Origin of the sequence: Gordonia westfalica (assembly GCF_900105725.1) — a bacterium.
GTDB classification, from domain to species: Bacteria; Actinomycetota; Actinomycetes; order Mycobacteriales; family Mycobacteriaceae; genus Gordonia; species Gordonia westfalica.
Genome location: NZ_FNLM01000034.1, coordinates 1,661,888 through 1,684,417, shown reverse-complemented (window position 1 = coordinate 1,684,417; position 22,530 = coordinate 1,661,888). Strand labels below are relative to the sequence as shown.

The window sequence follows — 22,530 nt, the reverse complement described above, 5'->3', positions numbered from 1 at the left end:
CGGTGCGGACTCAGGCGTCCGTGTAGTCCCAGAACTGAAGCCAGGTGACACTCGCGAAGAGTGCCAGGCAGGCCGCATAGATCGCCAGGATCGTCACGGCACCGGCGAGGTTGCTGCGCCAGCCACCCCCGTCGACCGGATCGAGCCAGCGGCGGAACGGCTTGGCGGCCCAGTGCATCAGCCACCACTGCATCAGCCCCACGCTGCACACCTGACTCAGCCACAACGCCAACCAGGGTTGGGCACCGAGCCGGTCGAGGACCGGACCGAGGAAACGGGACAGGATCATCACGGTCGGGTAGAGCACCAACAGGACCATCATCGCCGACTTCCAGTTCGGCGTCTGCCTGACCCGGCCGTGGTCGGTCCGCACGGTGGTGCCGAAAGCGGTTGTCGCCGACATCGTCTCGAAGTCGTGGGTGAGACTCGAGCGCAGTTCGGCGAGCGCCTCTCCGCGTTCACGCGACGACACCCACGCCGCAAGTTGTCGCTCGGTACGGAATCTCAGCACCGACATGGCGGTCCCCGCATGCTCGTCGACGAACAGCGTCGTGCCCTCGTAGCCGCTGAACCCGCTCGCCGCCTGCGTCAGCTCCTGCTCCGCGGCGATGAAATCGCCGGACTTGCCCGCGACGATGTCGTGACGGAAGGCGCCCACGCCGGGCGGAGGAGCCTGGCCGTCGACGAGCTCGACCGGCGGCGCCGACGGCAGATGCCCGAGATCGCGACCGGCCCGCATGATCTCGGCACACCGAGGGCCGTCGATCCAGGCATCGCAGGCCTCCTCGTCGACGAAGGTCACCGCGACCGCCGGTTCGAACCGGCCGTCGACGAGCGTCGAGATCTGGGCGTCGACGCACCCATCCGCGTCGGCCGCCGACGCGACGAGGGTCGAGGCCCAGTCGGCGAACCCCGCTGCGCTGACGGGATGGAACACCGACACGGTTGTGATCATGGTGTCTCCGACGGTGACGTGATCATGGCCTCAGACGACGATCCGTCGGCCCTGCACGTACACCTCGGCGATCGAGGACTCGCGTATCCCCATGAGCAGCGCGAACAGTGTCTGGTCGCGGGCGAGATCGGGATCCTCGGAGCGCACGGCGTTCTGGAGCACGGGTTCGAGCGCGTCGGCGGGTTCGATGACGAGGAAGTCGGCCTCCTTGCCCACGTCGAGGTTGCCGAACCGCTCCTCCATGTCGAGGGCGCGGGCGCCGCCCAGAGTTCCGATGAACAACATCTCGGCCGGGTGCATCGACACCCCGGCATCGCCCGGTTCGGTGATGTGCTGCTTGAACGCGTCGCCGAGCACCCGGGGGATGAGCCACTCGTCGCCGCCGCCGAAGTCGGTGCCCGCCGAGATGTTCACCCCTGCCTCGACCGTGCGCTTCCACGGCATCGTGCCCGAACCGAGGAACAACTGCGAGACCGGACAGTGCGAGATCGAGGTCCCGGTCTCGGCCATCCGGGCCAGCTCGGAGTCCTGGCAGTGCACCGCGTGCGCGAGGATGGTGCGCCGGCCGAGCAGGCTCGTGCCGCCGACCGACGAGCCGGGCAGGAATTTGCCGTCGTAGGTGTCGAGGTACGAGTCGACCTGGTAGACCTCTTTGGTCGTGTCGATCTCGCCGGTCCCGGGGCGGTTGTTCTCGTTGAGGTGGGTGTGCACATAGACGCCCCGGGACCGGTGTTCGTCGTAGAGCTCGCCGAGATTCCGCAGGGTCTCGGTGGTCACCGACAACGAGAATCGCGGCACGATCGCGACGTGGACGAGTGCGGTCGCGGGGTCGCCGGTGCCGGCGGCATGCCATTTCTCGATCTCGGCCTTCGTCAGGCGGATCGCCTCCTCCTCGGAGGTCAGCAGCGGCGTGGCCGAGTCACCGCCGACGGTTTGGATACCGCGACCGGACACGATGCGGAGTCCCGCCTTCAGTGTCTCGGCGAACAGCGAGTCCTGCGCGTGGGGAAAGGCGGAGCCGAACACCATCATCGCGGTCGTGCCGGCGGCGACGCGACGTCTCGTGAACTCGACGGCAGCGGCCTGGGCGAAGTCGGGATCGGCGAACCTCGCTTCCGACGGGAAGATGCACAGGTTCAGCCATTCCAGGAGTTGTCCGCCGCCATAGGAGTCACCGGCATATGTCTGGGGGAAGTGGATGTGGGTGTCGACGAAGCCGGGGAGCAGATAACCGCCCGGGTGTTCATGCGGTTCCGCCGTGGCGAACTCGTCGGGAAGCGCCGACCGCTCACCCGAGTATCTGATCGTCCCGTCACCCCCGATCACGAGGGCGCCGTCGGGGATCGACACCAGGGCATCGGCTGCGCCGGTGACCGCGGGGCTGCCGGTCAGGTGAAAGATGTGGCCGAAGTGGACGTGATCGGTCATCGGTGCTCCTCAGGACTGGGGGGGAGAACAGGGGTGGCGGTGTACACGAGAACCGCGGGCTCGGCTGCGCCTACGGCGTATCCGAGGACAGCACCCATGGTCGTGTGCCGGGGGAGAGTCGGCGCGACCGCGAAATAGTGTGGCAATGCGTCGAGTTCGACGACGGCACGGTCGACGTGGACGGGCCCCTGCTCGTGTGTCCGCATGACCGCCTCGGTGACGACTCCGAATGACGGCGCACATCCACGGACCGCCCACCAGAGGTCGGCGTCGTCGCCGGTGCTGTCCTCGTACAGCCGCACGATCTCGCCGTCGGGGAGGATCAGCTCGACCTCCACGAGATGGTCGAGGGTCAGTCCGACGCTCCGCGTGAGATATCCGACGCCTCCGCGGGTGACCAGGCCGAGTCCGGCGAGTCCGACTATCCCCACCGGGATCACGCGTCCGCTGTCTGCGAGCGAGTCGAGGATCGAGCCCACGGTGGCGCCGCCCTGGGTCTCGACGAGGGTTCCACACGGCCGAGCGTGCGAGAGGTGGGAGGAGAGGTCGAGGAGGACGGCGCCGTCGTCGACGCGCGGGGGTCGTCTACGCGAGGCGTCGGGAAAGAAGATGCGGGCCAACGAGTCCCGGTAACCGGCGGAGTCCGGACGATGGACCCGGTGGGGCAACGCGGCCTCGAGCGCAGCGGCGATACCGTGGTCAAGCGTTGTCATCGGTTGTCCCGGTTGCTCGAGGTCGTCGTTGGCGTGGACGTCGAACAAGTATTAACACGACAAATCGGCATTGACGATGAATGGTCGGAAGTCGACCTCGATTCATCTCTGGAGACCACACCGGGGCCTCGAGGGCGCGCCGGCAGTTCAGGTGGCCGAGTGCGCCGCGATCCATTCGACGAGCGGCTTGGTGGCCCGCCAGTCCTTGCGGACGCGGTCTACGAGATCAGCGGTGTGGATGACCTCGTCGAAACCGTAGTCCTTGCCGACGAACAGCGACTTGTGCCGGAGCCATTCGATGCGTGGGTGGTCGGCGTCGTAGCCGCGGGGAGCGGTCTTCAGGCGTTGCCCGTCGACCTCCCAGCCCGCCTTGGTGAGCTTGCGGACGGTACGAACCAGCTCGGGGCCGTGCCGGTCGTGGTCGATGGCCTTGCGGATCTCGGCGAGGCGCGCGGGTGTCGCCTCGTAGAAACCGGCGCCGACCCGGACCCCGGGCGCGCCGATCTGGATGTAGTAGCCGGTCGCGGCCGACACTGCGACAAAAGCGCCCTGATGGGTCTTGTACGGCGTCTTGTCCTTGGAGAACCGGACGTCCCGGTACGGCCGGAACAGTTTGGCCGCGCCGAACTCGTCGGCCAGCGCATCGGTGAGTGCCGCCATCGGTTCGGCCACCGCCGTCTTGTAGGTCTCTTTGTGCTGCTCCCAGAAGTACTTCGAGTTGTCGATCTCGAGATCGTCGTAGAAGTCCAGCGCAGCCTCGGGGAAACCGGTGAAGCTCATGCCCTTCACCGTATCGCCGGTCATGGATTCGGGCGGCGGGGGTGTCGTTCGTCGATGTGCTCGGAGTACCCGCGCGTGGTGAACTCCTCACCATCCATCCGTACGCGGGCTCGGTAGCCGGAGATGTAGCCGCGGCCGATGGCGAAGCGCTGCGGGCAGTCGTAGGTGCCGACGACGGAGATCCCCTCGCAACCGAATTCGAAGATGCGTGGCAGCAGCCGTTCGTTGCCGTACGCGTCGACCGTGGGCGAGGTGTCCGTCTCGAGGATCCGGTGATAGCCCTCGTGGATCTTGTGGTCGGGTGTGCCGTCCATGGATCTGACGATCACGTTGGTCTCGACGATCGGTCGTCCCGCGGTACGTCACCTCGCCCTCGTAATGACCGACATGTCCGATGTGCTGGTAGACAGGCGATTTGACGAACCAGGTCGTCTCCGAGCGGCACGTCATCGACACCCGCGCCTCCAGCTCGTCCGCATGAATCCGGATCTCGAAATCCGGGTGTGTGCCGGTGATGGACGCCAGAGTGCCGAATTCGGCGCGGTCGGAGGCGAATCGGCCGTCGTGTCGTGCTGACAGCACCTGGCGTGCGTAGGCGTTCTCGGCGCCGCTCGACGCCGACGCGACGACGATGTCCTGCGGGCCGTCGGGCGTGGATTCGCGGGCGGAGTCGAAGACCCGGAGTCCGGTCTTGCCGCTCATCACCATCAGACTCAGGTAGTTGTGCGGCGCCGGCAACGAGGGCAGCATCAGCCCGTGGTGACTCCACGCGAAGCGCGCCGGCAGCTCGGTGTGGTGGAGCAGGTTCAGGTCGTGGTCGAACGGCTTCACCGACGCACGGTGCCCGGCGTCGGTGAAACGGCGGGCAACCGCCAGGGCCGGCCGGAAAACGGCCGGAGGCCGCGAGCGGTACACGTGACGAGAGGCGCCGGTCACCGGTCCGCGGTCCGCGCGTGGTCGACGCGTCCGAACCCGACGACGCCTCCGTCGGACTTCCAGTCCAGGTCGTGTATTCGGATCTTCCGCATCTCGTTGCCCCCGACCGTCGTCGCCTCGTCACCGTCGACCCCGACCACGATGTTGGTGTGCTGGCCCAGCGCCGACGACCGGTCGTAGATCACGACGTCGCCCACGCGGGGCGTGTAATCGCCGCCGGGCTCGAAGCGGCCGGCGTCCTGGAAGTACTCCTGCAAGGTGAACACTCCCGGGATCCGCCAGTGACCCGAGTGGGGGTTGGCGAACGGGGTCCCGGCCTCGCGCATGATCCAGCTGACGAAGTTCGCGCACCACGGCTCGTCGACGCCTTCGGAGTAGAACGTGCCGGGGCGCTGCGCGGCGTGCTCGGCGCGCAGCAGATCGACGATCCGGTTCTGCGCCGGCGACAGTTGTGAGGCGTCGACCTGCGGAAACTCCGCGGTGTCCCAGGGCAGCCACCGCTCCGGAACGGCGCGCCACGCGACGATCCCGGTGCCCACGAGCAGGACCACGACGATCACGGTGGCCGCGACGAGCGTCGGGCGCCGTCGACTGCGGGTCGGCCGTTGTTCGAGGTCGTTCGCGGTTTCGGGTGTCATCCCGACGAGTGTAAGGACCGCGACGCCGGACGGGTGTCACGGTGATCGGCAGGGGTTGGCAGAATGACGGGGCTGACGGGCTCACCAACGGGTTGGAGGACGACATGGCGGACGATCCGGGGCGCGAGCCGATATTGCGTGCGGGGGACACCTGCCGGGAGATCGCGACCGCCGACCGTGTCGCCTGCATCGTCGACGCGGCGGACTACTTCCTGCATGCCAAGTCGGCATTGCTGCAGGCACGACGCCGGGTCGTCCTGATCGGCTGGGACGTGGACACACGGATCAGCCTCGACCCGCGGTCCGCCGACGGCGAGATCCCCGACCGACTCGGCGAGTTCCTCAAATGGCTCATCGCGAACCGGCCGGGCCTCGAGATCCACGTCCTGCGCTGGAGCACCGGCGCGTTCACCGGGATGTTGCGCGGCGTGGCGCCGCCGTTCGTCCAGGACCTCCTCACCGGCCGTCGCCTGCACTACCGCATCGACGCCGCGCACCCGGTGTCGGCCGCGCACCACCAGAAGATCGCGGTCATCGACGACCAGTTCGCGTTCTGCGGCGGTATCGACATGACGGTCGACCGCTGGGACACCTCGGAGCATCTGTCGCACAACGAGTACCGCCGCGATCCCGACGGCGAACCACACGGTCCGTGGCATGACGTGACGGTCGCGCTGGACGGGGATGCCGCTCGCGTCGTCGCCGGTGTCGCGGTGGACCGGTGGGAGGCGGCGACCGGTGAGCGACTGGCCCCCCTCGTCGACAACGAGGGCCCCGACATCTGGCCGGAGGATCTCGGGGTGATGTTCACCGACTGCGAGGTCGGGGTCGCCCGAACCATCCCGCACTACAACGACATCCCGGAGGTCGACGAGATCCGCCGCCTGTACCTGGCGGCGTTCGCGGCCGCCCGGCGCACGATCTACATCGAGAGCCAGTATCTGGCGGCCCGCGAGATCGCGGAGGCCCTCGCCGAGCGACTCGCCGAACCCGACGGCCCGGAGATCGTCGTGGTCCTCCCACGTCACGCCGACAGCCCGGTGGAGCGCCTCGCCATGGACGGCGCCCGCCACAAGCTGCTCAGGATGTTGTGGCGCGCCGACGTCCACGACCGCTTCCGTGCCTACCATCCGGTGACCGCGGAGGGCGACGAGATCTACGTGCATGCCAAGGTGCTCGTCGTCGACGACGTGCTGCTGCGCATCGGCTCATCCAATCTCAACAACCGGTCCCTCGGTTTCGACAGCGAATGCGACGTGGCGATCGAGGCGCGATGGGACGATCCCGACGACGCGGGAATCCGCGACACCATCTCGTCGATGCGGACCCGGCTGCTGTCCGAACACCTCGGTGTCGACGCGGAGGTGTTCGACGACGCTGTGCGGGAAGAGAATTCGCTGATCGGCGCGATCGGGTCGCTCACCTCGCCGGGGCGCACGCTCGAACTGTTCGACCGCGAGTCGACCGAGGACGAGGCGTCGATCATCGCCGAGAACGAACTGGTGGACCCGGAGGATGCGCGTACCCCGTTGGTGGAGAGGGTCTACCGCGGAGTGCTCCGGCGTGGGGTCGGAAAGAGGTTGCTGCGCTGAGATTCCGCCTCAGCTCCGCGACCGTGCCGCCTCGATGGCCGGTGCGATGATGTCGGCGAGGTCGGCGGCGACGTCGCGGTCGCCTTCCGGTGGCATCGCGACGTAGCTCAGCGCCATGCGGGTGATCGTGAGGGCGATGCGTTCGATGTCGGAGTCGGGCATCGACAGCCACGTCGACTCGCGGAACGCCTGGGACAGGCGGTCGCTCGCCGTCGCGATGATCGGCGCCACATCGGTGGTGATGAGCTTCATCAGATCCGGTTTCGCCTCACCGGAGAGCAGCGACGCGATGAGGGGGTCGGTGGCGACGCCGGTGAAGTACTCGCTGAACGCGGTGCGCAGTGCACCGGTGACGTCGTCGACGTGCTCGGCGAGCGAGTCGGCGACGTGACCGGCGAACCGGCTGGCCAGCCGGACGGCATAGCCCTGCGCGAGTCCGTACCGCGAGCCGAACTCGTTGTAGACCGTCTGCCGGCTGACACCGGTGGCGGAGGCGACATCCGACATCCGCACCGCCGACCAGTCCCGCTCCATCAGCAGGTCGTGCAATCCGTCGAGCAGGGAGTTCCGCAGCAGCGCCTTGCTGTCCTGGGCGTAGTTCCGCGTCGTCATCCCGCGGCGCCGACCGGCTCCAGGGTGTCCTCGATCTCGGTGCGGAGCGCACGTCCGGCGCCGCCGCGTCCCATGCAGACCGCGCCGACGAGACGATCGTCGTCGAAACAGCGGACGGTGGCGGCGAATCCGTCGGCGCAGGTGCCCGAGCCGGTTCTGGCGTCGACGTCCATGTCGAACCGGTTCGCCATCGCCGGCCATCCGACCATCTGGATGTTGCTGCTGTACTGCATCGACCACGCGAGCGGGACGCGCGGGATCGGGGTCGAGGGGCCCGTGGCGAGGCCGAGGTCGGCGGCGATGGTCATGGCCACCAGTTTGCCGTGCTCGGTCGCGGTCAGCCACTGCTCGGCCCGCATCGGCTCACCCGTCAGCGGATGAGGCCGCGCCGCTACGTCGCCGGCGGCATAGATCCCGGGTGTGGAGGTGCGCAGAGCTTCGTCGACGACGATGCCCGCAGGGCTCACCCGGAGTCCTGCCCCATCGGCGAGCGCGGTGTCGGGTTGCATCCCGATGGCGCCGATCACGGTCCCGGTCACACGGGTGCCGTCGGACAGCGTCACCGCGCCGGCGTCGGCGGCGGTGATCCGGGCGTCGGTGACGATCTGCACGCCGCGATCGCGGTGAAGTGTGGCGACGGCTTCCGCGACGGTGTCCGGGACGACGCGGGACAGCAACGAGCCTGCGGCCTCGAGGACGGTGATCTGCCCGGTGGAGCCCGCACGCTGCTCGGATGACGCCACTGCGGCGGCGATCTCCAGGCCGATCAGTCCGCCGCCGACGATGACCACCGGACCCGAGTCGATCCGGGCACGGGCACGGTCGATGTCGTGGCGGGTGCGCAGGGACAACAGATCCGACGATGCGCCGGGCAGGTGACGCGCCGTGCCGCCGGTCGCGAGGACGAGCGCGTCATAGCCGACCACCGAACCGTCGGCGAGCTCAACGGTTCTGGATGCGGCGTCGACGCCGGTGACCCGGACGGACGACACGATCCGGATGCCGCGCTCGTCCCAGTATCCCGGTGGCCGCAGTGTGATCTTGGCGTCGGACAGGTCGCCGTCGAGGATGCCCTTGCTGAGCGCGGTACGGCGGTAGGGGAGGTGGGGTTCCTCGCCGAAGACGGTGATGCTGCCGTCGAAGCCGTTGGCGCGCAGCGTTTCCGCGGCAGTGATACCAGCGACCCCCGTCCCGACGATCACCACCGATGACCCGGGCCGACCGTCGGGAACGGAATTCACGGGCGGGCCACCTCGATCATCTCGAAGTCGGCCTTGGCGGCACCGCAGTCGGGGCAGCTCCAGTCGTCGGGGATGTCGGCCCAGCGGGTGCCGGGCTCGATGCCGTCCTCCGGCCAACCGAGCTCTTCGTCGTACTCGAATCCGCAGACCTCGCAGCGGAACAGCTTGAAATTCATGGTCTTACGCTCCTCGAGTGGATGTGGGCCCGCCCGCTTCGCTCCCGGCGCGCTCGAAATCGATCTTCTCGCGGACGCCGCAGTCGGGGCATGCCCAGTCATCGGGGATGTCGGCCCAGGCGGTGCCGGCCGGGAAGCCTTCGCGGGGTGCGCCGGTCGCCTCGTCGTAGACGAAATCGCAGACCGGACAACGGTAGGCGCTCATCGGTTGTCGTCCTTCCCGGCGACGCCGTGCGCAGCGAGGATGCGTTCACGACGATGCGGCGCGACGTTGACGAGTTCGATGTCGCCGTCGTAGTGGTCCAGAACCCTCTTGTCCATGACCGCACGCCAGATGGGCGGGAAGTACGCGAGCGTGATCATGCTGGCATATCCGCTCGGCAGGTTCGGCGCGCCGTCGAAGCTACGCAGGGTCTGATAGCGCCGAGTGGGGTTGGCGTGGTGATCACTGTGTCGCTGAAGGTGATACAGGAAGATGTTCGTGCAGATGTGATCGGAGTTCCAGCTGTGCTCCGGGGTGCAGCGCTCGTAGCGTCCGGTCTTGGTCTTCTGGCGCATCAGGCCGTAGTGCTCGAGGTAGTTGACGGTCTCGAGCAGCGAGAACCCGTAGACGGCCTGGATGACGAGGAACGGCAGGACCTGCCAGCCGAACACGGCGGCGAGCACACCCCACAACGCGATCGACATCGCCCACGCGTTGAGGACGTCGTTGCTCGGGTGCCAGAACGGCTTGCCCGCACGGTCGAGGCGCTTGCGCTCCAACTCGATCGACGACTTCAGGCTGCCCCACACGCTGCGCGGCAGGAATCGCCAGAAGGTCTCACCGAAGCGCGAGCTCGCCGGGTCCTCGGGGGTGGCGACGCGGACGTGATGCCCGCGGTTGTGCTCGATGTAGAAGTGCCCGTAGAAGGTCTGCGCGAGCGTGATCTTCGAGAGCCAGCGCTCGAGATCGTCCTTCTTGTGACCGAGTTCGTGAGCGGTGTTGATGCCGATTCCGCCCATGACGCCGATGGACAGTGCGAGACCGATCTTGGAGACGAGGCCCAGACCGCCGTCGATGCCGAGCCAGCTGAGGTCGTCGGCGGTCCAGAGGTAGCAGGCCACCACGAGGCTGGCGATCTGGAACGGGATGTAGATGTAGGTGCAGTAGCGGTAGTACTTGTCGTTCTCCAGCTGCTCCATCAGCTCCTCGGGCGGATTCGAGCCGTCGGGTCCGAAGAAGACATCGAGGATCGGCAGCAGGACATAGACCAGCATCGGGCCGATCCACCACCAGGCCGGCGACACTGCGTCGAGACCGTGGCCGATCGCGTTGAAGGCGGCGACGAGCGCCATCGCCAGAAAGACCGACGTCGGCGGGATGAGGCCGAGCAGCCAGAGATGGCGCTTCTTGTCGCGCCATTCCAGCGGCGGGGTATCAGGGGCGGATTCGAGCGGTGCGGTACTCATGCACGCTCCTCTCACGAGGGGGACTGTGACTTGCCGCACTCGACACTAACCGAGACAATGTACGTTGTCTAGACAAATCGGGTGGTTTGTAAAGTAAATTTCGGCAAAGAAGATCCCTCGCGCGTTTCTGTCGGGGGAGGGCGCGAGGGATCTTCTTGGGGAACTCCGGCGCGGCTGGGGGAGGGCCACATCCGGAATCGAGGGGTTCTACCCCTCTGTCATGGGGTGTTGATCCAGTTCAGGATCGCCTGGGCGGTAGCCGGATCGCCGTTGCCGATACCGATCACCGCACCGATGGCGGCGCCGACGCCGGCGCCCCAGATGCATCCGACGATGACCAGGCAGCCGATGATCAGGCCGGCGAGCGCGCCGATCGCCGTGGTCACGTTGCCGCCGCGGTTCCAACCGTTGTTGATGTGCCAGACCATCTTCTGGAACGCCTGATCCTTCTTCGCCGACACGGGGCGGACTCCGGCAGCGATCGCGGCCCGGACTTCCGGCGTGAGGATCGGGGTGAAGGTTGCCGAGGTGCGATCTGCGCCGACCTGTGCGCGCATCGGCACGATCGCCCCGCTGAGAGGCAGGGTCAGCGCGACGCGCTCGAGGATTCGGCCGTTGCGATCGACCACGTGGAGTCCGTCGTCGGCGGAGACGAAGGTGGCGTTCCTCAGGGTGGAGGTGATCGACGCGCCGTCGGCAGACGCCACCGACAGATGCGACGGTGTCGCCGGGGCGGGCGCTCCGTGGGCGGTACCGAAGGAGATCGCGAGCATCGCGATGGCCGATGCGGTGATGCTGAGGATGCGGAAGCGCTTCATCGGTGGGTCTCCACTTCGTCTGCTTAGGTGTCGCGCCGTCGTCACGCCGTCGTCTGTCGTGTCGGGGGCTTTGTCGGGTTCAAGCGGTGCGATTGTTGCATCGGCCCGAGCGCTCGTGTGTCGTGTCCGAATTCATTGGTATGAACGGATGACACTCGGCTCCGAGGGATCTCCCATGCGGAGTGCTGTGGGAACTGCTGGATTCGCAGCTCCGGGCCCGGGTCGGCGGTCGATCGGGATCGGCTGACTCGAGTTCATCGCTGGTAGCCGCGTCGTACGATGGGCGAGTGGGTTTCGTCGTCCCGCCCGAGGCGTACGGACGCTTCATGGGCCGTTACGCCGACCCTCTCGCCCGAGTCTTCGCGACTTTCGCGGGGGTCGGTGCGGACGCGGATGTCCTCGACGTCGGGTGCGGGCCCGGGGCGCTGGCCGCTGACGTGCTGCAATCGGGTGCTGCCGTCACCGCGATCGACCCGTGCCGCCGTTCGTCGACGCATTCCGTGAACGATTCCCGGACGTCGACGTCAGTCGCGGGACGGCTGAGGAATTGCCCTATGAGGCAGACCGATTCACGCATGCACTCGCGCAACTGGTCGTCCACTTCATGACCGACCCCGTCCGCGGACTCACGCAGATGGCGCGGGTGACCCGGCCGGGCGGGACCGTCGCGGCCTGCGTGTGGGACGGTCCCACCGGTGCGCTCGCCCCGTTCTGGGATGCCGTGCACGTTCTCGACCCCGACGCCCAGGATGAGGCGCTGCTCTCCGGTGCGCATCGCGGTCATCTCACCCAGCTGTTCGGGGCGGCCGGACTGCGCGGCGTCGTCGAGGAGCCCATCGCCGTCGACGTCGTGCATCCGACCTTCGAGGAGTGGTGGGAGCCTTACACTTTCGGCGTCGGTCCGGCGGGTGAGTACGTCGGGGCGCTCGACGCCGCTTCGCGGGACGAACTCGAGAGGGTCGCGCAGGGGCGTCTGGGCGACGGACCGTTCACCGTCTCGGCAACCGCGTGGGCGGCGCGTGGTGCGGTGTGAGCTCGGGCTGGGGTCAGTCCACGACCGGCGGCCGCATTCCCGCCAACAGTATGGACACCAGCCTCGGCACGAGGTTCGGAGTCGCGGCCCGGACGACGTCGGGCTGAGGACGTGTGATGAGTCCGATCCCGACGATCAACTCGAGTGCGTCCAGGTCATCGCGGACCAGGCCTGCCCTCTTGGCTGTGTCGAGCAATTCTTCGACGCGGGTCAGGGTCTGGGACTGTTTGTCCCTGACCGCGGCGGTCACGTAGTCGGCCAACGCGGCCGAAAGGGCGCCGAGGTTCAGTTCGACGAGCCGATTCACAAATGTCGTCCACGCGTCGTCGGGTGACGTGGTGATCGCGTCGAGGCCGTCGTCGGCGGCTCTTCCGATGTCGCCGAGGATCGTGAGCGCCACCTCGTCGGCGAGCGCGTGCCGTGAGTCGAAGTTCCGGTACAGGGTGGCGATTCCCACGCCGGCACCCTCGGCGACCGTCTCGAGTGCGACGCCACCGCCTTGCGCCGCGAACAGGCGACTGGCTTCCCTGACGATCGCCTGACGGCGTCGCGCTGCATCTGCTCGCATCTCCACATCCTCTCGACCGGGTGACTCGTGCGTCACACCCGGCTTGACACATCGATCTTAACCGGAGGGTTATCATCCACTATACCCGGAGGAAATTCATCCGGTTGGATTCGGAGGAAGCACGATGGCAGTGGGAGATGCGGGAAGCGCCGTCTCGCAGAAGAGGGCGAACGGAAAGAAGATGCCGCCGCCCGTGGTGATGCCGGCCGGGTTGACCCTGGGTCTCGGTGCGATCCTCATCCTGTTGCTGATGGTCTTCATCCTCCCGTCGCTCAAAAGCGGGGCCCACGATCTCCGAGTCGGCGTCGATCAGCGGAAGTCTCACCGGAACCGCGCAGGCCCTGGGGCCGGCGATGGGGGAGACGGTGACGGTCGAGGACGTCGTTCCGCTGCCCGAGAGTGACCCCACCGGCATCGGCATCGGCGGCCTGGCGTTCCCGCTCGTGTTCGGCGGCATCGTGCCGGTCGTCGCGTTCCGGAAGATCTTCCCGCGCAGCAACGGCTGGTACCTGACCGGCCTGGTCACGTTCTCGGTCGTCGGTGGACTCGTGGTGGCGTGCATGCTCGCCTTCGGGTTCGGCAGCATCGAGGCAGGACTGTGGTCGGGGGCGTTCTGGTCGGTCGCCGGATCGATCGCCTTGGGTATCGCGGCCTTGGCCATCCCGCTGGCGGGTCTGCAGAATGCGTTCGGCGCCAAAGGTTTCACCATCGGAGCAATGGTCATGATGTTCCTCGGCAACCCGCTGGCCGGTATCGCCGGGTCGGCTGCCTGGCTGCCGTCCGGGCTGGGCGCTTTCGGTCAGATCCTGCCGCCGGGTGCCGCCGGGACACTGGTTCGCTCGGCCGCCTACTTCAGCGGCTCCGGCGGTCTGACCGCGGCGCTGACGCTGACCACCTGGGTCGTCGTCGGACTCGTGCTGTTCGTCACCGGTGTGCGACGTGCAGCCGTGTCGTCCGGCGAGGCGGTCGAAGTCGCCGGCTAGGCTTCGATATCGCCTACCGTGGCGTCGGACACCGGGCGTCGGGTACTGATCCGAGGGAGACAACGCATGTCGGGCCATGTCAACGTGGACAACTTCGTTCGGGCGGAGACGCACCGGATGTTCGCCGACATCCAGCTGGCCGCCGGCGGGGTGGGGAAGTTCCGGCACAACCGGGAACCCGCCTCGATCGACGAGCAGACGGTGATCCGGCTCAACCGCGACACGCTCTACAGCTTCGCGGTCGTCGATCTCGCCGAGCCGGCCGTCCTGACACTGCCCGACGCGGGCGAGCGTTACGTGTCCGCGATGATCGTGAACGAGAACCACTACGTCGGTGGTGTTCTCCACGCGGCGGGTGAGCACACGCTGACTCAGGAGCAGTACGGATCGCGGTATGTCCTCGTCGCCGTACGGATACTGGTCGACCCGACCGACGCCGACGACGTCGCGACGGTCGGTGTGCTGCAGGACCAGACGACGGTCACGTCCGGGTCGTCGGAATCGTTCGTCTCTCCCGACTACGACACCGCAAGCCTCGACGCGACTCGCAACGCTTTGCTGGAGCTGGCGAAGGGTCTCGACTCCTTCGACCGCACCTTCGGCACCCGCGAGGAGGTCGACCCGGTGCGCCACCTCATCGGATGCGCCGCGGGCTGGGGTGGACTCCCGACATCGGAGGCGACGTACGTCGGCGTCGACCCCGCCACCGGCCCCGGGCACTACGAACTCGTCTTCGCCGATGTCCCGGTCGACGCCTTCTGGTCGGTGTCGGTCTACAACGCGGCCGGGTTCTTCGAGCCGAACGAGAAGAACCTCTACACGGTCAACAGCGTCACCGGTGTACGCAACGACGACGGTTCGATCACCGTGCGGTTCATCCCCGACGCCGGTGGTGACGTCCCGCCCAACGCGATCGTGACCCCTGAGGGCTGGAACTACCTCATCCGCCTCTACCGCCCGCGTCCCGAGATCCTCGACGGCACCTGGGCTCCGCCGAAGCTGCAGGCGGTTGCCCAGTCCTGAACCCGCGGAGCTTCGGGTTTGATGTCGCGTGCGACATCGCTGCGGTCAGACGACCTCGATCGAGTTCGAAGGAACCCGTGGTGCCCCCTGGTTTCTTGGAGGCAGTGATCCTTTGACCGGACCGAAGTGCCTCAACTCTCGGTGGACACACGGGTCGACGATGTGAAAGTCGCCCGGAACCCGGCCGGCGTCACGGATACTGCTCCAATGTTGCTGCCCCAGCGAATCCTCGCGCGCCGGACCCGCTTCGGTGCGTTGACGGTCGCGGTCCTCGCGCTCTCGGCGCTGGTGGCCGCGACACCCGGTACCGCCGACGCGGCGAACTGGCGCTACACCATGGTGGCGTTCTCCAACACCAGCGCCCGTCACATGGACGTGTACCAATCCTCGGATGCGACCCGGTTCACACCGCTCCGCTTCGGGGCCTATCGGCCGCCGTCGGGCCTGGTGCGCGATCCGAGCATCTTCCGCAATTCGGACGGGTGGTACTACGTCACGTACACCACCGGCTCGACGACGATCGGTTTCGCACGCAGTCGTGACCGGGTGAACTGGACGTTCATGCACAACTATCCGGTGCCCCTGTGCTGCGCCTTCCTGCCCGGCACGGGGGATGGGTCCGGGTCGTCGGCGGGTTCACTGAGCTTCGGATCGGCGGGCTCCAGCGACGGACCGTCGTTGTCGCCGTTCACGACCAAGGCCTGGGCGCCGGAATGGTTCGTCGAAGGTGGCCGGATCAACGTGATCCTGTCGATGTCGACCGGTGGCGGCTTTGTGCCGTACCTGATGACCGCGCTCGAGCCGGGGCTCCGGCTGTGGAGTCCGCCTGTTCCGATCCTCGGCCTCCGGGCGGACCGCATCGACACCACCATCGTGAAGGTCGGCGCGACGTATCACGCGTTCACCAAGAACGAGACCAAGAAGGTCATCGAACATGCGGTCTCAGGGTCGTTGGGAGGCCCTTACCGATTTGTTGCGCCGGGTCCGTGGGGTCGGCTTGTGGAAGGACCACAGGTGGTCAGACTGCCCAACGGGAACTGGCGTCTCTATCTCGACTCCTACCGGGACCGGCGGTACTTCTACTCCGACAGCAGTGACGGGCTGCGGACCTGGACGCCGCTGAAGGAGCTACCCGGACTCTCCGGATCGGCCCGCCACTTCGGCGTGATCCGGGAACCGGTCTAGGTCTGTCCGAGTAGATTCACCGCGTTCGCGACGACCAGGCTGAGGATCACGATCGACAGCATGGACTGCACGGCCATGGCCAGTTTCATCCAGCGCGCGAGCGGCATGACGTCGGTGGGGCTGAACGCGGTCGCGTTCGTCAGCGCCAGATACAGATGGTCGACGAAGACCGGTCGCCAACCGGGCGGCGCGATGTCGGGGTCGAGTTGCTGGGGGAACGCGAGATCGGGATGGCGCCGGGGATGAAGGTGCCGGTTGACCGGCCCGCCACTGTCGAGTTCCCAGTACAGGAATCCGAAGGCCAGCACGGTCTGCGACCACACCAGCGCGCCCGATATCAGGAGTTCATCGGCGTTGGTCGTCTGTGGGTTGCCGTGCAACAGATCCCAGACGAGCCGTCCCGACCCCCACGCGGCACTCGCCGCGATGGCGATGACCAGCGCGATCGACAATGCGCGTACCCACCGGCCGGGTCGGTCGATGCGGCCGGGGTCGACGATGATGAGCGTCAACAGAACCGCTCCCTCGACGGCCGGGAGGAGCCAGTCGGTGCCGGCCGAGTAGCGGGCCGGCAGCAGAAACGGCACGGCCATCGCGGCGAGGACGAAAGCCGATGCGGTCCAGCGTTGTTCGGCGCGCGGCCGATCGGCCGGTGGAGCGGTGTCGTCGTCGCTCATGTTCTCGGGTCGCTTCCTGGCACCGACGTACGTGGGTGAGACGGTTCCAGGATCCCACCTCATGCCGATCGCGTCAGGAGTTCGTGGTCGCGACGATCAGGCCGGTGCAGACAGCTGCGACTTCACCTCGGGTTTGAGCACCTTCCCGACCTTCGACCTCGGGAGATCCGGCCAGACGTGCACCACCTTCGGCGTCTTGACGCTTCCGATGCGGGCCTTGACGAAGGCGATCACTGCTTGGGGATCGACGGACTGCCCGGCCCGGGGTTGGACGACCGCCTCGACCCGTTCGCCCCACTTGTCGTCGGGGCGGCCGATCACCGCGCAGTCCTGGATGTCGGGGTGCGCCAGGAGTGCCTGCTCGACCTCCACCGAATAGACGTTGAAGCCGCCGGTGATGATCATGTCCTTGGCGCGGTCGACGATGAACAGAAAGCCGTCGTCGTCGACGTAGCCGATGTCGCCGGTGTGGTGCCAACCGAACTTCGACGCCTCGGCGGTGGCCTCCGCATTCCGGTAGTAGCCCGGCGTGACCAGCGACGACCGGATGACGATCTCGCCACGTTCGCCGCGTGGCATGTGGTTGCCCTTGGCGTCCATGATGGCGAGGGTGACCAGCGGCGTCGGTCGGCCTGCAGAGGAGAGTCGTTCGGTTGCCACCGAACCGTCGGGCCGGAAGTGGTCCGCGGGCGACATGGTCGACACCATCATCGGCGCCTCGGTCTGTCCGAACAGTTGCGCCATCACCGGACCGATGCGGGTGAGTGCCTCTTCCAGCCGGGCCGGTGACATGGGTGCGGCGCCGTACCAGAAACATTGCAGTGCAGAGCAATCCGTTCGCTCCAGGGACGGCGAGGCGAGCACCATGTACAGCAGTGTCGGAGGCAGGAAGGTGTGGGTGACCCGATGCCGCTCCACCAGCGTCAGGAAGTCCTCGACATCGGGCTTCCGCATGATGACGATCTCGCCACCCAGGCACAGGATCGGGAAACAGAGCACGCCGGCGGCGTGGGTGAGGGGCGCCAGCGCCAGGTAGACGGGGCGGCCGTCGAACGGATAGCTCATCAACGTCAGCGACGTCATCGTCTCCAGGTTGAACCCCGTGAGCATCACGCCTTTGGGCGTTCCCGTTGTGCCTCCGGTACCCGCGATCATCGCCAGATCGTCGACGGCGGATACCGGGACACTGCCCTCACCTACGGGTTCGGTTGCCGGGCCGATGAATTCCGGCCAGGACAAGGTGTCCGGCGCCGGCGCGTCGTCGTCGAGGCAGACCCACGTGTGAATCCGGGGGAGTGAATCGCGGATCGAGTCGACGAGCGGTGTGAACGACTTCTGATACAGGAGTGTCACACAGTCGAATCTGTCGAGGAGCGTTCGGTTCTCGCTCGCTTCGTTGCGCGGATTGATCGGGCACCAGACGGCACCGGCACGGCTGATCCCGAACACGGCGCCGAAGGCCGTCGGGTCGTTCGCGGACAGGACGGCGACCTTGTCTCCCGGACCGACGCCGCGTCGTACCAGTGCAGCGGCCACCACCCGAGTCAGGTCGACGACCTCCGCATAGGTCAACGAGGCCCCGTCGGTCGTGAAGCAGGGCGCGGACGGGTCGAGTGACGCGCCCTTGTCGAGGAAGTCTGCGATCTGCATGCCGGACCCGGGTGCCTACGCGTTGACGGTCGTGATCGGATCCTGCACGAAGCCGAAGGCCTTGAGCACCCCGAAGAGTTCGCGGTGGCCGAACGCCTGGCAGCCGGATGCGAGGCCGGTCTGCAAGGGGGCCTTCTGGATCAGCGAATATGCCGCATACGCCTGCAGCAGACCGGTCTGCTTGTAGTTGCAGTTGCCGTAGATGACGGTGTGCGCACGCCCGAGCGGACCGGTGGCGTGCACGGAATCCACCGACCGGTTGATGCGCGTGTACTCGCGCGGCGGCATCTCGCTCATCACCGACGCAGCGACCTCCTGCAGCGCGACCAGGCGTTCGTCGGGCGCCATGTCCTTGGTGGCTTCCAGTGCGCCGGCGACGATCTGCGGGACACCCTCCATCAGCGGCTTGTTGAAGACACCGCCGAGCGCACGGACGTTCGCGACCCGCGGATCGCGTTTGAACCACACCGGGTGGGAGGTACCGCCCCACGGAAGGGCCAGCGCGAGTTCGTGTTGCCCGGGAATCGCCAGGGTGTACAGACCCGCGTCCGGATCCCACTCGGCGTAATTGTTCTGCTCGAGGTAGTACGCCTTCGCCATCGCCGCGTTGACGAGAATCGTCTGCGTCGACGCGATCGTCGGGCTGCCACCCCAGAACACCGCGATGTCGAGGGTGTCCAGACCCGGTGTCTCCAAACAGATCTGCGCGGCGATCTCACCGGTCGTGTACATATGGGCCAGACCCGGACACAACAGCAGGCCGGCGGCGGCGAAGTCCGCGCCGTACTTCTCGTCCAGGCTGATGAGCCAGTCCTGCTCCCCGGTGGTGTCCAGGTAGTGGACACCGGCCGCGAGGCAGGCCTGCACGACCTCGTGGCCGTGGGTCGAGAACGGTCCGACGGTGTTGCACACCACCGCAGCACCCCGGAACAGCTCGGTCAGCGCCTCCACCGAGTGCTCGACCTCGGCGATCTCGAAATCGGCGGTCTCGATGCCCGGTACGTGCGCAGCCATCGCGTCGTCGAGCTTGGTCTTGTTGCGCCCGGCCGCGAGAAACGGAACCTTGTACTCGCGCAGGTATTCACAGATGAGGCGGCCGGTGTATCCGGAGGCGCCGTAGACGATGGCGGGTTTGGCGGGCATGGGCGAGACCTTTCTGAGGGAAGTGGTTGCGTGGCCGGACCGGCTCGGGGCGGGCTACATCCCCATTCCGCCGTCCACCGGAAGTCCGGCTCCGGTGATGAACTTCGCGGCGTCGGAGGCGAGGAAGACCACGGCGTCGGCCATGTCGTCGACCTGCCCGAGCCGTCCGCTCGGGGTGAGTTCGACGACCCCGGCGACCGCGGCCTCGGGGGATTCGAACAGGCCCAGTTCGGCGACGTCGCTGGCCAGTCCGGCACCCATCGCGGTCGGTACGAGCCCCGGGTAGATGCAGTTCACGCGTACGCCGTAGCCGAGCTTGCCCGACTCCATCGCGGCGACGCGGGTGAGCCGATCCACCGCGGACTTGGTCGCCGAGTAGACCGCGATACCGGGGAAGGCGATGGTCGCCGCCACCGACGCGACGTTGATGATCGCGCCGCCCTGTCCCGCGGGCCCGTCGGGACGCATTGCGCGCAGCCCGTGCTTGATCCCGAGGGTGGTGCCGAGGACGTTGACGTCGCGCATCTTCCGGATCGCGTCGGGCTCGACGTCGACGAGGAGACTGGTGATCTCGATGCCCGCGTTGTTCACGAGGAGGTCCAGGCCGCCGATCGTGGAGACGGTCGACTCGATCGCCGACGCCCAGTTGGCGTCGTCGGTGACATCGAGTCGGGTGAAGCCGTGGTCGGCGCCGAGTGACGCGGCGACATCTTTTCCGGCGTCGGAGATGTCCGCGATCATCACGGTCGCGCCGGCGTCCGCCAGGGCGCGGGCCATCCCTTCGCCGAGTCCCTGGGCGCCGCCCGTGACGAGGGCTTTCCGGCCGGAGAGGTCGATCGAGGTCATGACGGGCTCCTTAGCGTGGGGTCAGCCGGCGGGTGTGATGTGTATCACTCGACGAGCTCAGCGTCCCGCGGGTCTTGACACTTGTCAAGAGAAATTTGGACACTTGTCAAAAGGTCGTGGCGACCTCCACGTCCTCCGAACTCCGCGCGAGATCGACCCGAGGAGGAGGTGTGCTGATGGCCGACGCTGCTGTCCCCGATGGGGTGGCGAAGTCGCGGGAGCGGGTGCGCCACGTCGACAAATTCGCGAAACGTCGTGGCGAACTCGCCGACGCAACCCTCGTCACCCTCGGCGAACTGGGTTACGCCCGCACGAGCCTCCGCGAGATCGCCCAGAAGACCGAGTTCACCCACGGCTTGCTGCACTACTACTTCCGGGACAAGGTCGAGCTCATCACCTTCGGGGTACGCCGATACAAGGAGAAGTGCGTTCGCCGGTACGACGACGCGATCGCTCCTGCGACATCGCCCGAGGAACTCGCGGAGGCGTTCGCCGACGCCATGGTGGCGACCCTTGTCGACGAAGCGCCCATGCATCGGCTCTGGTACGACCTCCGCACCCAGTCGATGTTCGAGGAAGCGTTGCGCGACACCGTGATCGACCTCGATAGTCAACTCGAGGCGATGATCTGGCGAGTCGTTCTCGCCTACTCGGAACTGGTCGGTCGTGGCCCGGCGGTCAGCGAATTCGGCGCCTACTCGCGGTTCGACGGGCTGTTCGAGAACTGCCTGGTCAGGTACTGCGCGGGCGACGACGCGATCCCTGAGGTCCTGCGCCGGCAGGCGAGAGAACTGCTGGCCGCGACGGTCGGGCGCGCCGACGAGGACTGAGCGGATCCCGGGTTTCGGTTCCCCGCCGGTGCGACACGTTCGCCGAAAACCGTTGACGATCCATACTCTGCCGGTACTGTGTGGAACATCACATAGTGGCCGGAGGGATCGCCATGATAAATGCCGAGATCAACGCAATCCATCACAGCATCCAGGCGCTGCGCCATCAGCTGGTGACTCTGAAGGCGCGCTACGGGGACGCCGACAGCGTTCGCCGGATGGTCAATGACCTCGACCGTCTCGACATCGATCTGCACGACTTCGAGCAGAATCCGCCGAAGTTGAGGCAACAGGCGAAGCCGGGCCAGGACCGTGTCTACGTACCGGACAGCAAGTCCGACGAGGCGGCGTGGCTCGGCGCCCAGGACGAAGGGCTCGGGTTCCATTCGCGTGAGCGCACGAAGTGAGCGCGCCCGCGGCTGAGCGGGAATCACTCGGGGTCTTCTCCCCGAGACGGGCGCGCCTGGCGGCGCGCACCCTCCGAACGGACAGATGGTGGCTGTCGCCGTTGCTTACGGTGATCGGTCTCGGGGCATTCGTCATCTACGCGACCGTGCGGTCGTTCGTCCGGAGCGCCTACTACGTCGCGGACTATCACTACCTGACGCCGTTCTATTCGCCGTGTCTGAGCGAGTCGTGCGTCCCCGGGTCGAGTCATTTCGGCACGCCGTTCCCGGAACTCCCGATGTGGATTCCGCTGGCGTTCCTGTCGTTGCCGTTCCTCCTCGGGTTCCGGTTGACCTGCTACTACTACCGCAAGGCCTATTACCGGTCGATCTGGTTGTCGCCGCCCGCGTGTGCGGTCGCCGAACCACACACCAAGTACACGGGCGAGACCCGGTTGCCGCTGATCATCCAGAACTCGCACCGGTACTTCTTCTATGCAGCCGTGATCATCTCGGTGATCAACAGCTACGACGCCGTCGTCGCGTTCCACGGCAAGGACGGCGGATTCGGTTTCGGGCTGGGCAACGTGATCCTGGTGGTCAACGTGGTCTTGCTGTGGATCTACACGGTGTCGTGTCATTCGTGTCGTCACGTGACCGGCGGCCGGCTCAAGCATTTCTCGAAACATCCTGTCCGATACCGGATCTGGACCCAGGTGTCCAAGCTCAACACCCGGCACATGCAGTTCGCCTGGATAACGCTCGGCACGTTGGTGCTCACGGATTTCTACATCATGCTGGTGGCCAGCGACACCATCTCGGATCTGAGGTTCGTGGGTTGATCGATCGAGGTCGCAACGCCTGTTGT

At 66.9% G+C, this 22,530-nt stretch carries 23 protein-coding genes and 2 pseudogenes; 8 read left to right on the top strand and 17 right to left on the bottom strand.

The genetic code is table 11. The features are described from left to right. Positions 1-10: 10 nt before the first annotated feature. The 6 genes and pseudogenes from BLU62_RS13065 to BLU62_RS13040 all read right to left on the bottom strand — a co-directional run bounded on the left by BLU62_RS13065 (position 11) and on the right by BLU62_RS13040 (position 5,450). Positions 11-955, bottom strand: a complete 945-nt coding sequence (locus BLU62_RS13065) for a putative antibiotic biosynthesis monooxygenase (protein WP_208863631.1) — start codon at positions 953-955, stop codon at positions 11-13. A 30-nt stretch (positions 956-985) separates the two neighbouring features. Then, the gene (locus tag BLU62_RS13060) at positions 986-2,383 is read right to left on the bottom strand and encodes an amidohydrolase family protein (protein WP_074849968.1); all 1,398 of its coding nucleotides are present in this window, start codon (positions 2,381-2,383) and stop codon (positions 986-988) included. A 35-nt stretch (positions 2,384-2,418) separates the two neighbouring features. Continuing rightward, positions 2,419-3,096 (bottom strand): annotated as a pseudogene (locus BLU62_RS13055) (FAD-binding protein); the annotation flags it as partial. 147 nt (positions 3,097-3,243) lie between these two features. Beyond that, on the bottom strand, positions 3,244-3,876 hold the full coding sequence (locus BLU62_RS13050) for a DUF2461 domain-containing protein (protein WP_074852880.1): 633 nt from the start codon (positions 3,874-3,876) through the stop codon (positions 3,244-3,246). 20 nt (positions 3,877-3,896) lie between these two features. Then, positions 3,897-4,190 carry a hypothetical protein gene (locus tag BLU62_RS33815; protein WP_244278162.1) on the bottom strand — a complete coding sequence of 98 codons (294 nt, stop codon included), beginning with the start codon at positions 4,188-4,190 and terminating at the stop codon, positions 3,897-3,899. Between the two features lie 618 nt (positions 4,191-4,808). Then, entirely contained in the window at positions 4,809-5,450 is a 642-nt protein-coding gene (locus BLU62_RS13040; protein WP_074849966.1) for a CHAP domain-containing protein, read from the bottom strand. A 104-nt stretch (positions 5,451-5,554) separates the two neighbouring features. Between BLU62_RS13040 and BLU62_RS13035 the strand changes: the two genes are divergently transcribed. Further along, the gene (locus tag BLU62_RS13035) at positions 5,555-7,042 is read left to right on the top strand and encodes a phospholipase D-like domain-containing protein (protein ID WP_074852879.1); all 1,488 of its coding nucleotides are present in this window, start codon (positions 5,555-5,557) and stop codon (positions 7,040-7,042) included. 9 nt (positions 7,043-7,051) lie between these two features. Here BLU62_RS13035 and BLU62_RS13030 read toward each other — a convergent pair whose 3' ends face one another. From BLU62_RS13030 to BLU62_RS13005, 6 genes are all read right to left on the bottom strand, one after another. Beyond that, the gene (locus BLU62_RS13030) at positions 7,052-7,654 is read right to left on the bottom strand and encodes a TetR/AcrR family transcriptional regulator (RefSeq protein ID WP_074849965.1); all 603 of its coding nucleotides are present in this window, start codon (positions 7,652-7,654) and stop codon (positions 7,052-7,054) included. Continuing rightward, positions 7,651-8,895, bottom strand: coding sequence for an NAD(P)/FAD-dependent oxidoreductase (locus BLU62_RS13025; RefSeq protein ID WP_074849964.1), 1,245 nt, complete (start codon positions 8,893-8,895; stop codon positions 7,651-7,653). Before BLU62_RS13025 ends, BLU62_RS13030 begins: the two co-directional genes overlap by 4 nt. Next, on the bottom strand, positions 8,892-9,071 hold the full coding sequence (locus tag BLU62_RS13020) for a rubredoxin (RefSeq protein WP_010842361.1): 180 nt from the start codon (positions 9,069-9,071) through the stop codon (positions 8,892-8,894). Before BLU62_RS13020 ends, BLU62_RS13025 begins: the two co-directional genes overlap by 4 nt. A 4-nt stretch (positions 9,072-9,075) precedes the next feature. Next, complete coding sequence (locus BLU62_RS13015; RefSeq protein ID WP_074849963.1) at positions 9,076-9,276, bottom strand: rubredoxin; 201 nt, start codon at positions 9,274-9,276, stop codon at positions 9,076-9,078. Next, complete coding sequence (locus BLU62_RS13010; protein ID WP_074849962.1) at positions 9,273-10,520, bottom strand: fatty acid desaturase; 1,248 nt, start codon at positions 10,518-10,520, stop codon at positions 9,273-9,275. Before BLU62_RS13010 ends, BLU62_RS13015 begins: the two co-directional genes overlap by 4 nt. A 218-nt stretch (positions 10,521-10,738) precedes the next feature. After that, positions 10,739-11,338, bottom strand: a complete 600-nt coding sequence (locus BLU62_RS13005; RefSeq protein WP_074849961.1) for a DUF8020 domain-containing protein — start codon at positions 11,336-11,338, stop codon at positions 10,739-10,741. Positions 11,339-11,625: 287 nt separating this feature from the next. Between BLU62_RS13005 and BLU62_RS13000 the strand changes: the two are divergent. Further along, positions 11,626-12,371 (top strand): annotated as a pseudogene (locus BLU62_RS13000) (class I SAM-dependent methyltransferase). Positions 12,372-12,384: 13 nt separating this feature from the next. Here BLU62_RS13000 and BLU62_RS12995 read toward each other — a convergent pair. Further along, positions 12,385-12,939: a TetR/AcrR family transcriptional regulator gene (locus BLU62_RS12995; protein WP_074852878.1), complete on the bottom strand. Its 555-nt coding sequence runs from the start codon at positions 12,937-12,939 to the stop codon at positions 12,385-12,387. 353 nt (positions 12,940-13,292) lie between these two features. On the opposite strand from BLU62_RS12995, the gene BLU62_RS12990 reads away from it, so the two are divergent. The 3 genes from BLU62_RS12990 to BLU62_RS12980 all read left to right on the top strand — a co-directional run bounded on the left by BLU62_RS12990 (position 13,293) and on the right by BLU62_RS12980 (position 16,130). Then, positions 13,293-13,922: a hypothetical protein gene (locus BLU62_RS12990; RefSeq protein WP_244278160.1), complete on the top strand. Its 630-nt coding sequence runs from the start codon at positions 13,293-13,295 to the stop codon at positions 13,920-13,922. Between the two features lie 66 nt (positions 13,923-13,988). Next, complete coding sequence (locus BLU62_RS12985) at positions 13,989-14,945, top strand: DUF1214 domain-containing protein (protein WP_074849960.1); 957 nt, start codon at positions 13,989-13,991, stop codon at positions 14,943-14,945. Between the two features lie 207 nt (positions 14,946-15,152). Continuing rightward, on the top strand, positions 15,153-16,130 hold the full coding sequence (locus BLU62_RS12980; protein ID WP_074849959.1) for a glycoside hydrolase family protein: 978 nt from the start codon (positions 15,153-15,155) through the stop codon (positions 16,128-16,130). Here the strand turns inward: BLU62_RS12980 and BLU62_RS12975 are convergent. The 4 genes from BLU62_RS12975 to BLU62_RS12960 form a co-directional block, all read right to left on the bottom strand. After that, complete coding sequence (locus tag BLU62_RS12975; protein WP_074849958.1) at positions 16,127-16,807, bottom strand: hypothetical protein; 681 nt, start codon at positions 16,805-16,807, stop codon at positions 16,127-16,129. The two genes, BLU62_RS12980 and BLU62_RS12975, sit on opposite strands and share 4 nt — an antisense overlap. 96 nt (positions 16,808-16,903) lie before the next feature. Beyond that, entirely contained in the window at positions 16,904-18,457 is a 1,554-nt protein-coding gene (locus tag BLU62_RS12970; protein ID WP_074849957.1) for an AMP-binding protein, read from the bottom strand. A 15-nt stretch (positions 18,458-18,472) separates the two neighbouring features. After that, complete coding sequence (locus BLU62_RS12965; protein WP_074849956.1) at positions 18,473-19,600, bottom strand: DUF5938 domain-containing protein; 1,128 nt, start codon at positions 19,598-19,600, stop codon at positions 18,473-18,475. A 54-nt stretch (positions 19,601-19,654) separates the two neighbouring features. Next, positions 19,655-20,446: an SDR family NAD(P)-dependent oxidoreductase gene (locus tag BLU62_RS12960; protein WP_074849955.1), complete on the bottom strand. Its 792-nt coding sequence runs from the start codon at positions 20,444-20,446 to the stop codon at positions 19,655-19,657. A gap of 176 nt (positions 20,447-20,622) precedes the next feature. On the opposite strand from BLU62_RS12960, the gene BLU62_RS12955 reads away from it, so the two are divergent. The 3 genes from BLU62_RS12955 to BLU62_RS12945 all read left to right on the top strand — a co-directional run bounded on the left by BLU62_RS12955 (position 20,623) and on the right by BLU62_RS12945 (position 22,504). After that, positions 20,623-21,276, top strand: coding sequence for a TetR/AcrR family transcriptional regulator (locus BLU62_RS12955; protein WP_074852877.1), 654 nt, complete (start codon positions 20,623-20,625; stop codon positions 21,274-21,276). 113 nt (positions 21,277-21,389) lie between these two features. Further along, positions 21,390-21,683, top strand: a complete 294-nt coding sequence (locus tag BLU62_RS12950) for a hypothetical protein (protein ID WP_074852876.1) — start codon at positions 21,390-21,392, stop codon at positions 21,681-21,683. Then, positions 21,680-22,504, top strand: a complete 825-nt coding sequence (locus BLU62_RS12945; RefSeq protein WP_074849954.1) for a hypothetical protein — start codon at positions 21,680-21,682, stop codon at positions 22,502-22,504. Before BLU62_RS12950 ends, BLU62_RS12945 begins: the two co-directional genes overlap by 4 nt. Positions 22,505-22,530: the final 26 nt, after the last annotated feature.

Bases quoted from the DNA above. Each gene is read 5' to 3' on its own strand.
- BLU62_RS13030 (WP_074849965.1), bottom strand. From the start codon at position 7,654: ATGACGACGCGGAACTACGCCCAGGACAGCAAGGCGCTGCTGCGGAAC.
- BLU62_RS13020 (WP_010842361.1), bottom strand. From the start codon at position 9,071: ATGAATTTCAAGCTGTTCCGCTGCGAGGTCTGCGGATTCGAGTACGAC.
- BLU62_RS13035 (WP_074852879.1), top strand. From the start codon at position 5,555: ATGGCGGACGATCCGGGGCGCGAGCCGATATTGCGTGCGGGGGACACC.
- BLU62_RS12955 (WP_074852877.1), top strand. From the start codon at position 20,623: ATGGCCGACGCTGCTGTCCCCGATGGGGTGGCGAAGTCGCGGGAGCGG.
- BLU62_RS13060 (WP_074849968.1), bottom strand. From the start codon at position 2,383: ATGACCGATCACGTCCACTTCGGCCACATCTTTCACCTGACCGGCAGC.
- BLU62_RS12980 (WP_074849959.1), top strand. From the start codon at position 15,153: ATGTTGCTGCCCCAGCGAATCCTCGCGCGCCGGACCCGCTTCGGTGCG.
- BLU62_RS13015 (WP_074849963.1), bottom strand. From the start codon at position 9,276: ATGAGCGCCTACCGTTGTCCGGTCTGCGATTTCGTCTACGACGAGGCG.
- BLU62_RS12995 (WP_074852878.1), bottom strand. From the start codon at position 12,939: ATGCGAGCAGATGCAGCGCGACGCCGTCAGGCGATCGTCAGGGAAGCC.
- BLU62_RS13040 (WP_074849966.1), bottom strand. From the start codon at position 5,450: ATGACACCCGAAACCGCGAACGACCTCGAACAACGGCCGACCCGCAGT.
- BLU62_RS12975 (WP_074849958.1), bottom strand. From the start codon at position 16,807: ATGAGCGACGACGACACCGCTCCACCGGCCGATCGGCCGCGCGCCGAA.
- BLU62_RS12960 (WP_074849955.1), bottom strand. From the start codon at position 20,446: ATGACCTCGATCGACCTCTCCGGCCGGAAAGCCCTCGTCACGGGCGGC.
- BLU62_RS13005 (WP_074849961.1), bottom strand. From the start codon at position 11,338: ATGAAGCGCTTCCGCATCCTCAGCATCACCGCATCGGCCATCGCGATG.
- BLU62_RS13010 (WP_074849962.1), bottom strand. From the start codon at position 10,520: ATGAGTACCGCACCGCTCGAATCCGCCCCTGATACCCCGCCGCTGGAA.
- BLU62_RS12950 (WP_074852876.1), top strand. From the start codon at position 21,390: ATGATAAATGCCGAGATCAACGCAATCCATCACAGCATCCAGGCGCTG.
- BLU62_RS12985 (WP_074849960.1), top strand. From the start codon at position 13,989: ATGTCGGGCCATGTCAACGTGGACAACTTCGTTCGGGCGGAGACGCAC.
- BLU62_RS13050 (WP_074852880.1), bottom strand. From the start codon at position 3,876: ATGAGCTTCACCGGTTTCCCCGAGGCTGCGCTGGACTTCTACGACGAT.
- BLU62_RS12970 (WP_074849957.1), bottom strand. From the start codon at position 18,457: ATGCAGATCGCAGACTTCCTCGACAAGGGCGCGTCACTCGACCCGTCC.
- BLU62_RS12990 (WP_244278160.1), top strand. From the start codon at position 13,293: ATGGGGGAGACGGTGACGGTCGAGGACGTCGTTCCGCTGCCCGAGAGT.
- BLU62_RS33815 (WP_244278162.1), bottom strand. From the start codon at position 4,190: ATGGACGGCACACCCGACCACAAGATCCACGAGGGCTATCACCGGATC.
- BLU62_RS12965 (WP_074849956.1), bottom strand. From the start codon at position 19,600: ATGCCCGCCAAACCCGCCATCGTCTACGGCGCCTCCGGATACACCGGC.
- BLU62_RS13065 (WP_208863631.1), bottom strand. From the start codon at position 955: ATGATCACAACCGTGTCGGTGTTCCATCCCGTCAGCGCAGCGGGGTTC.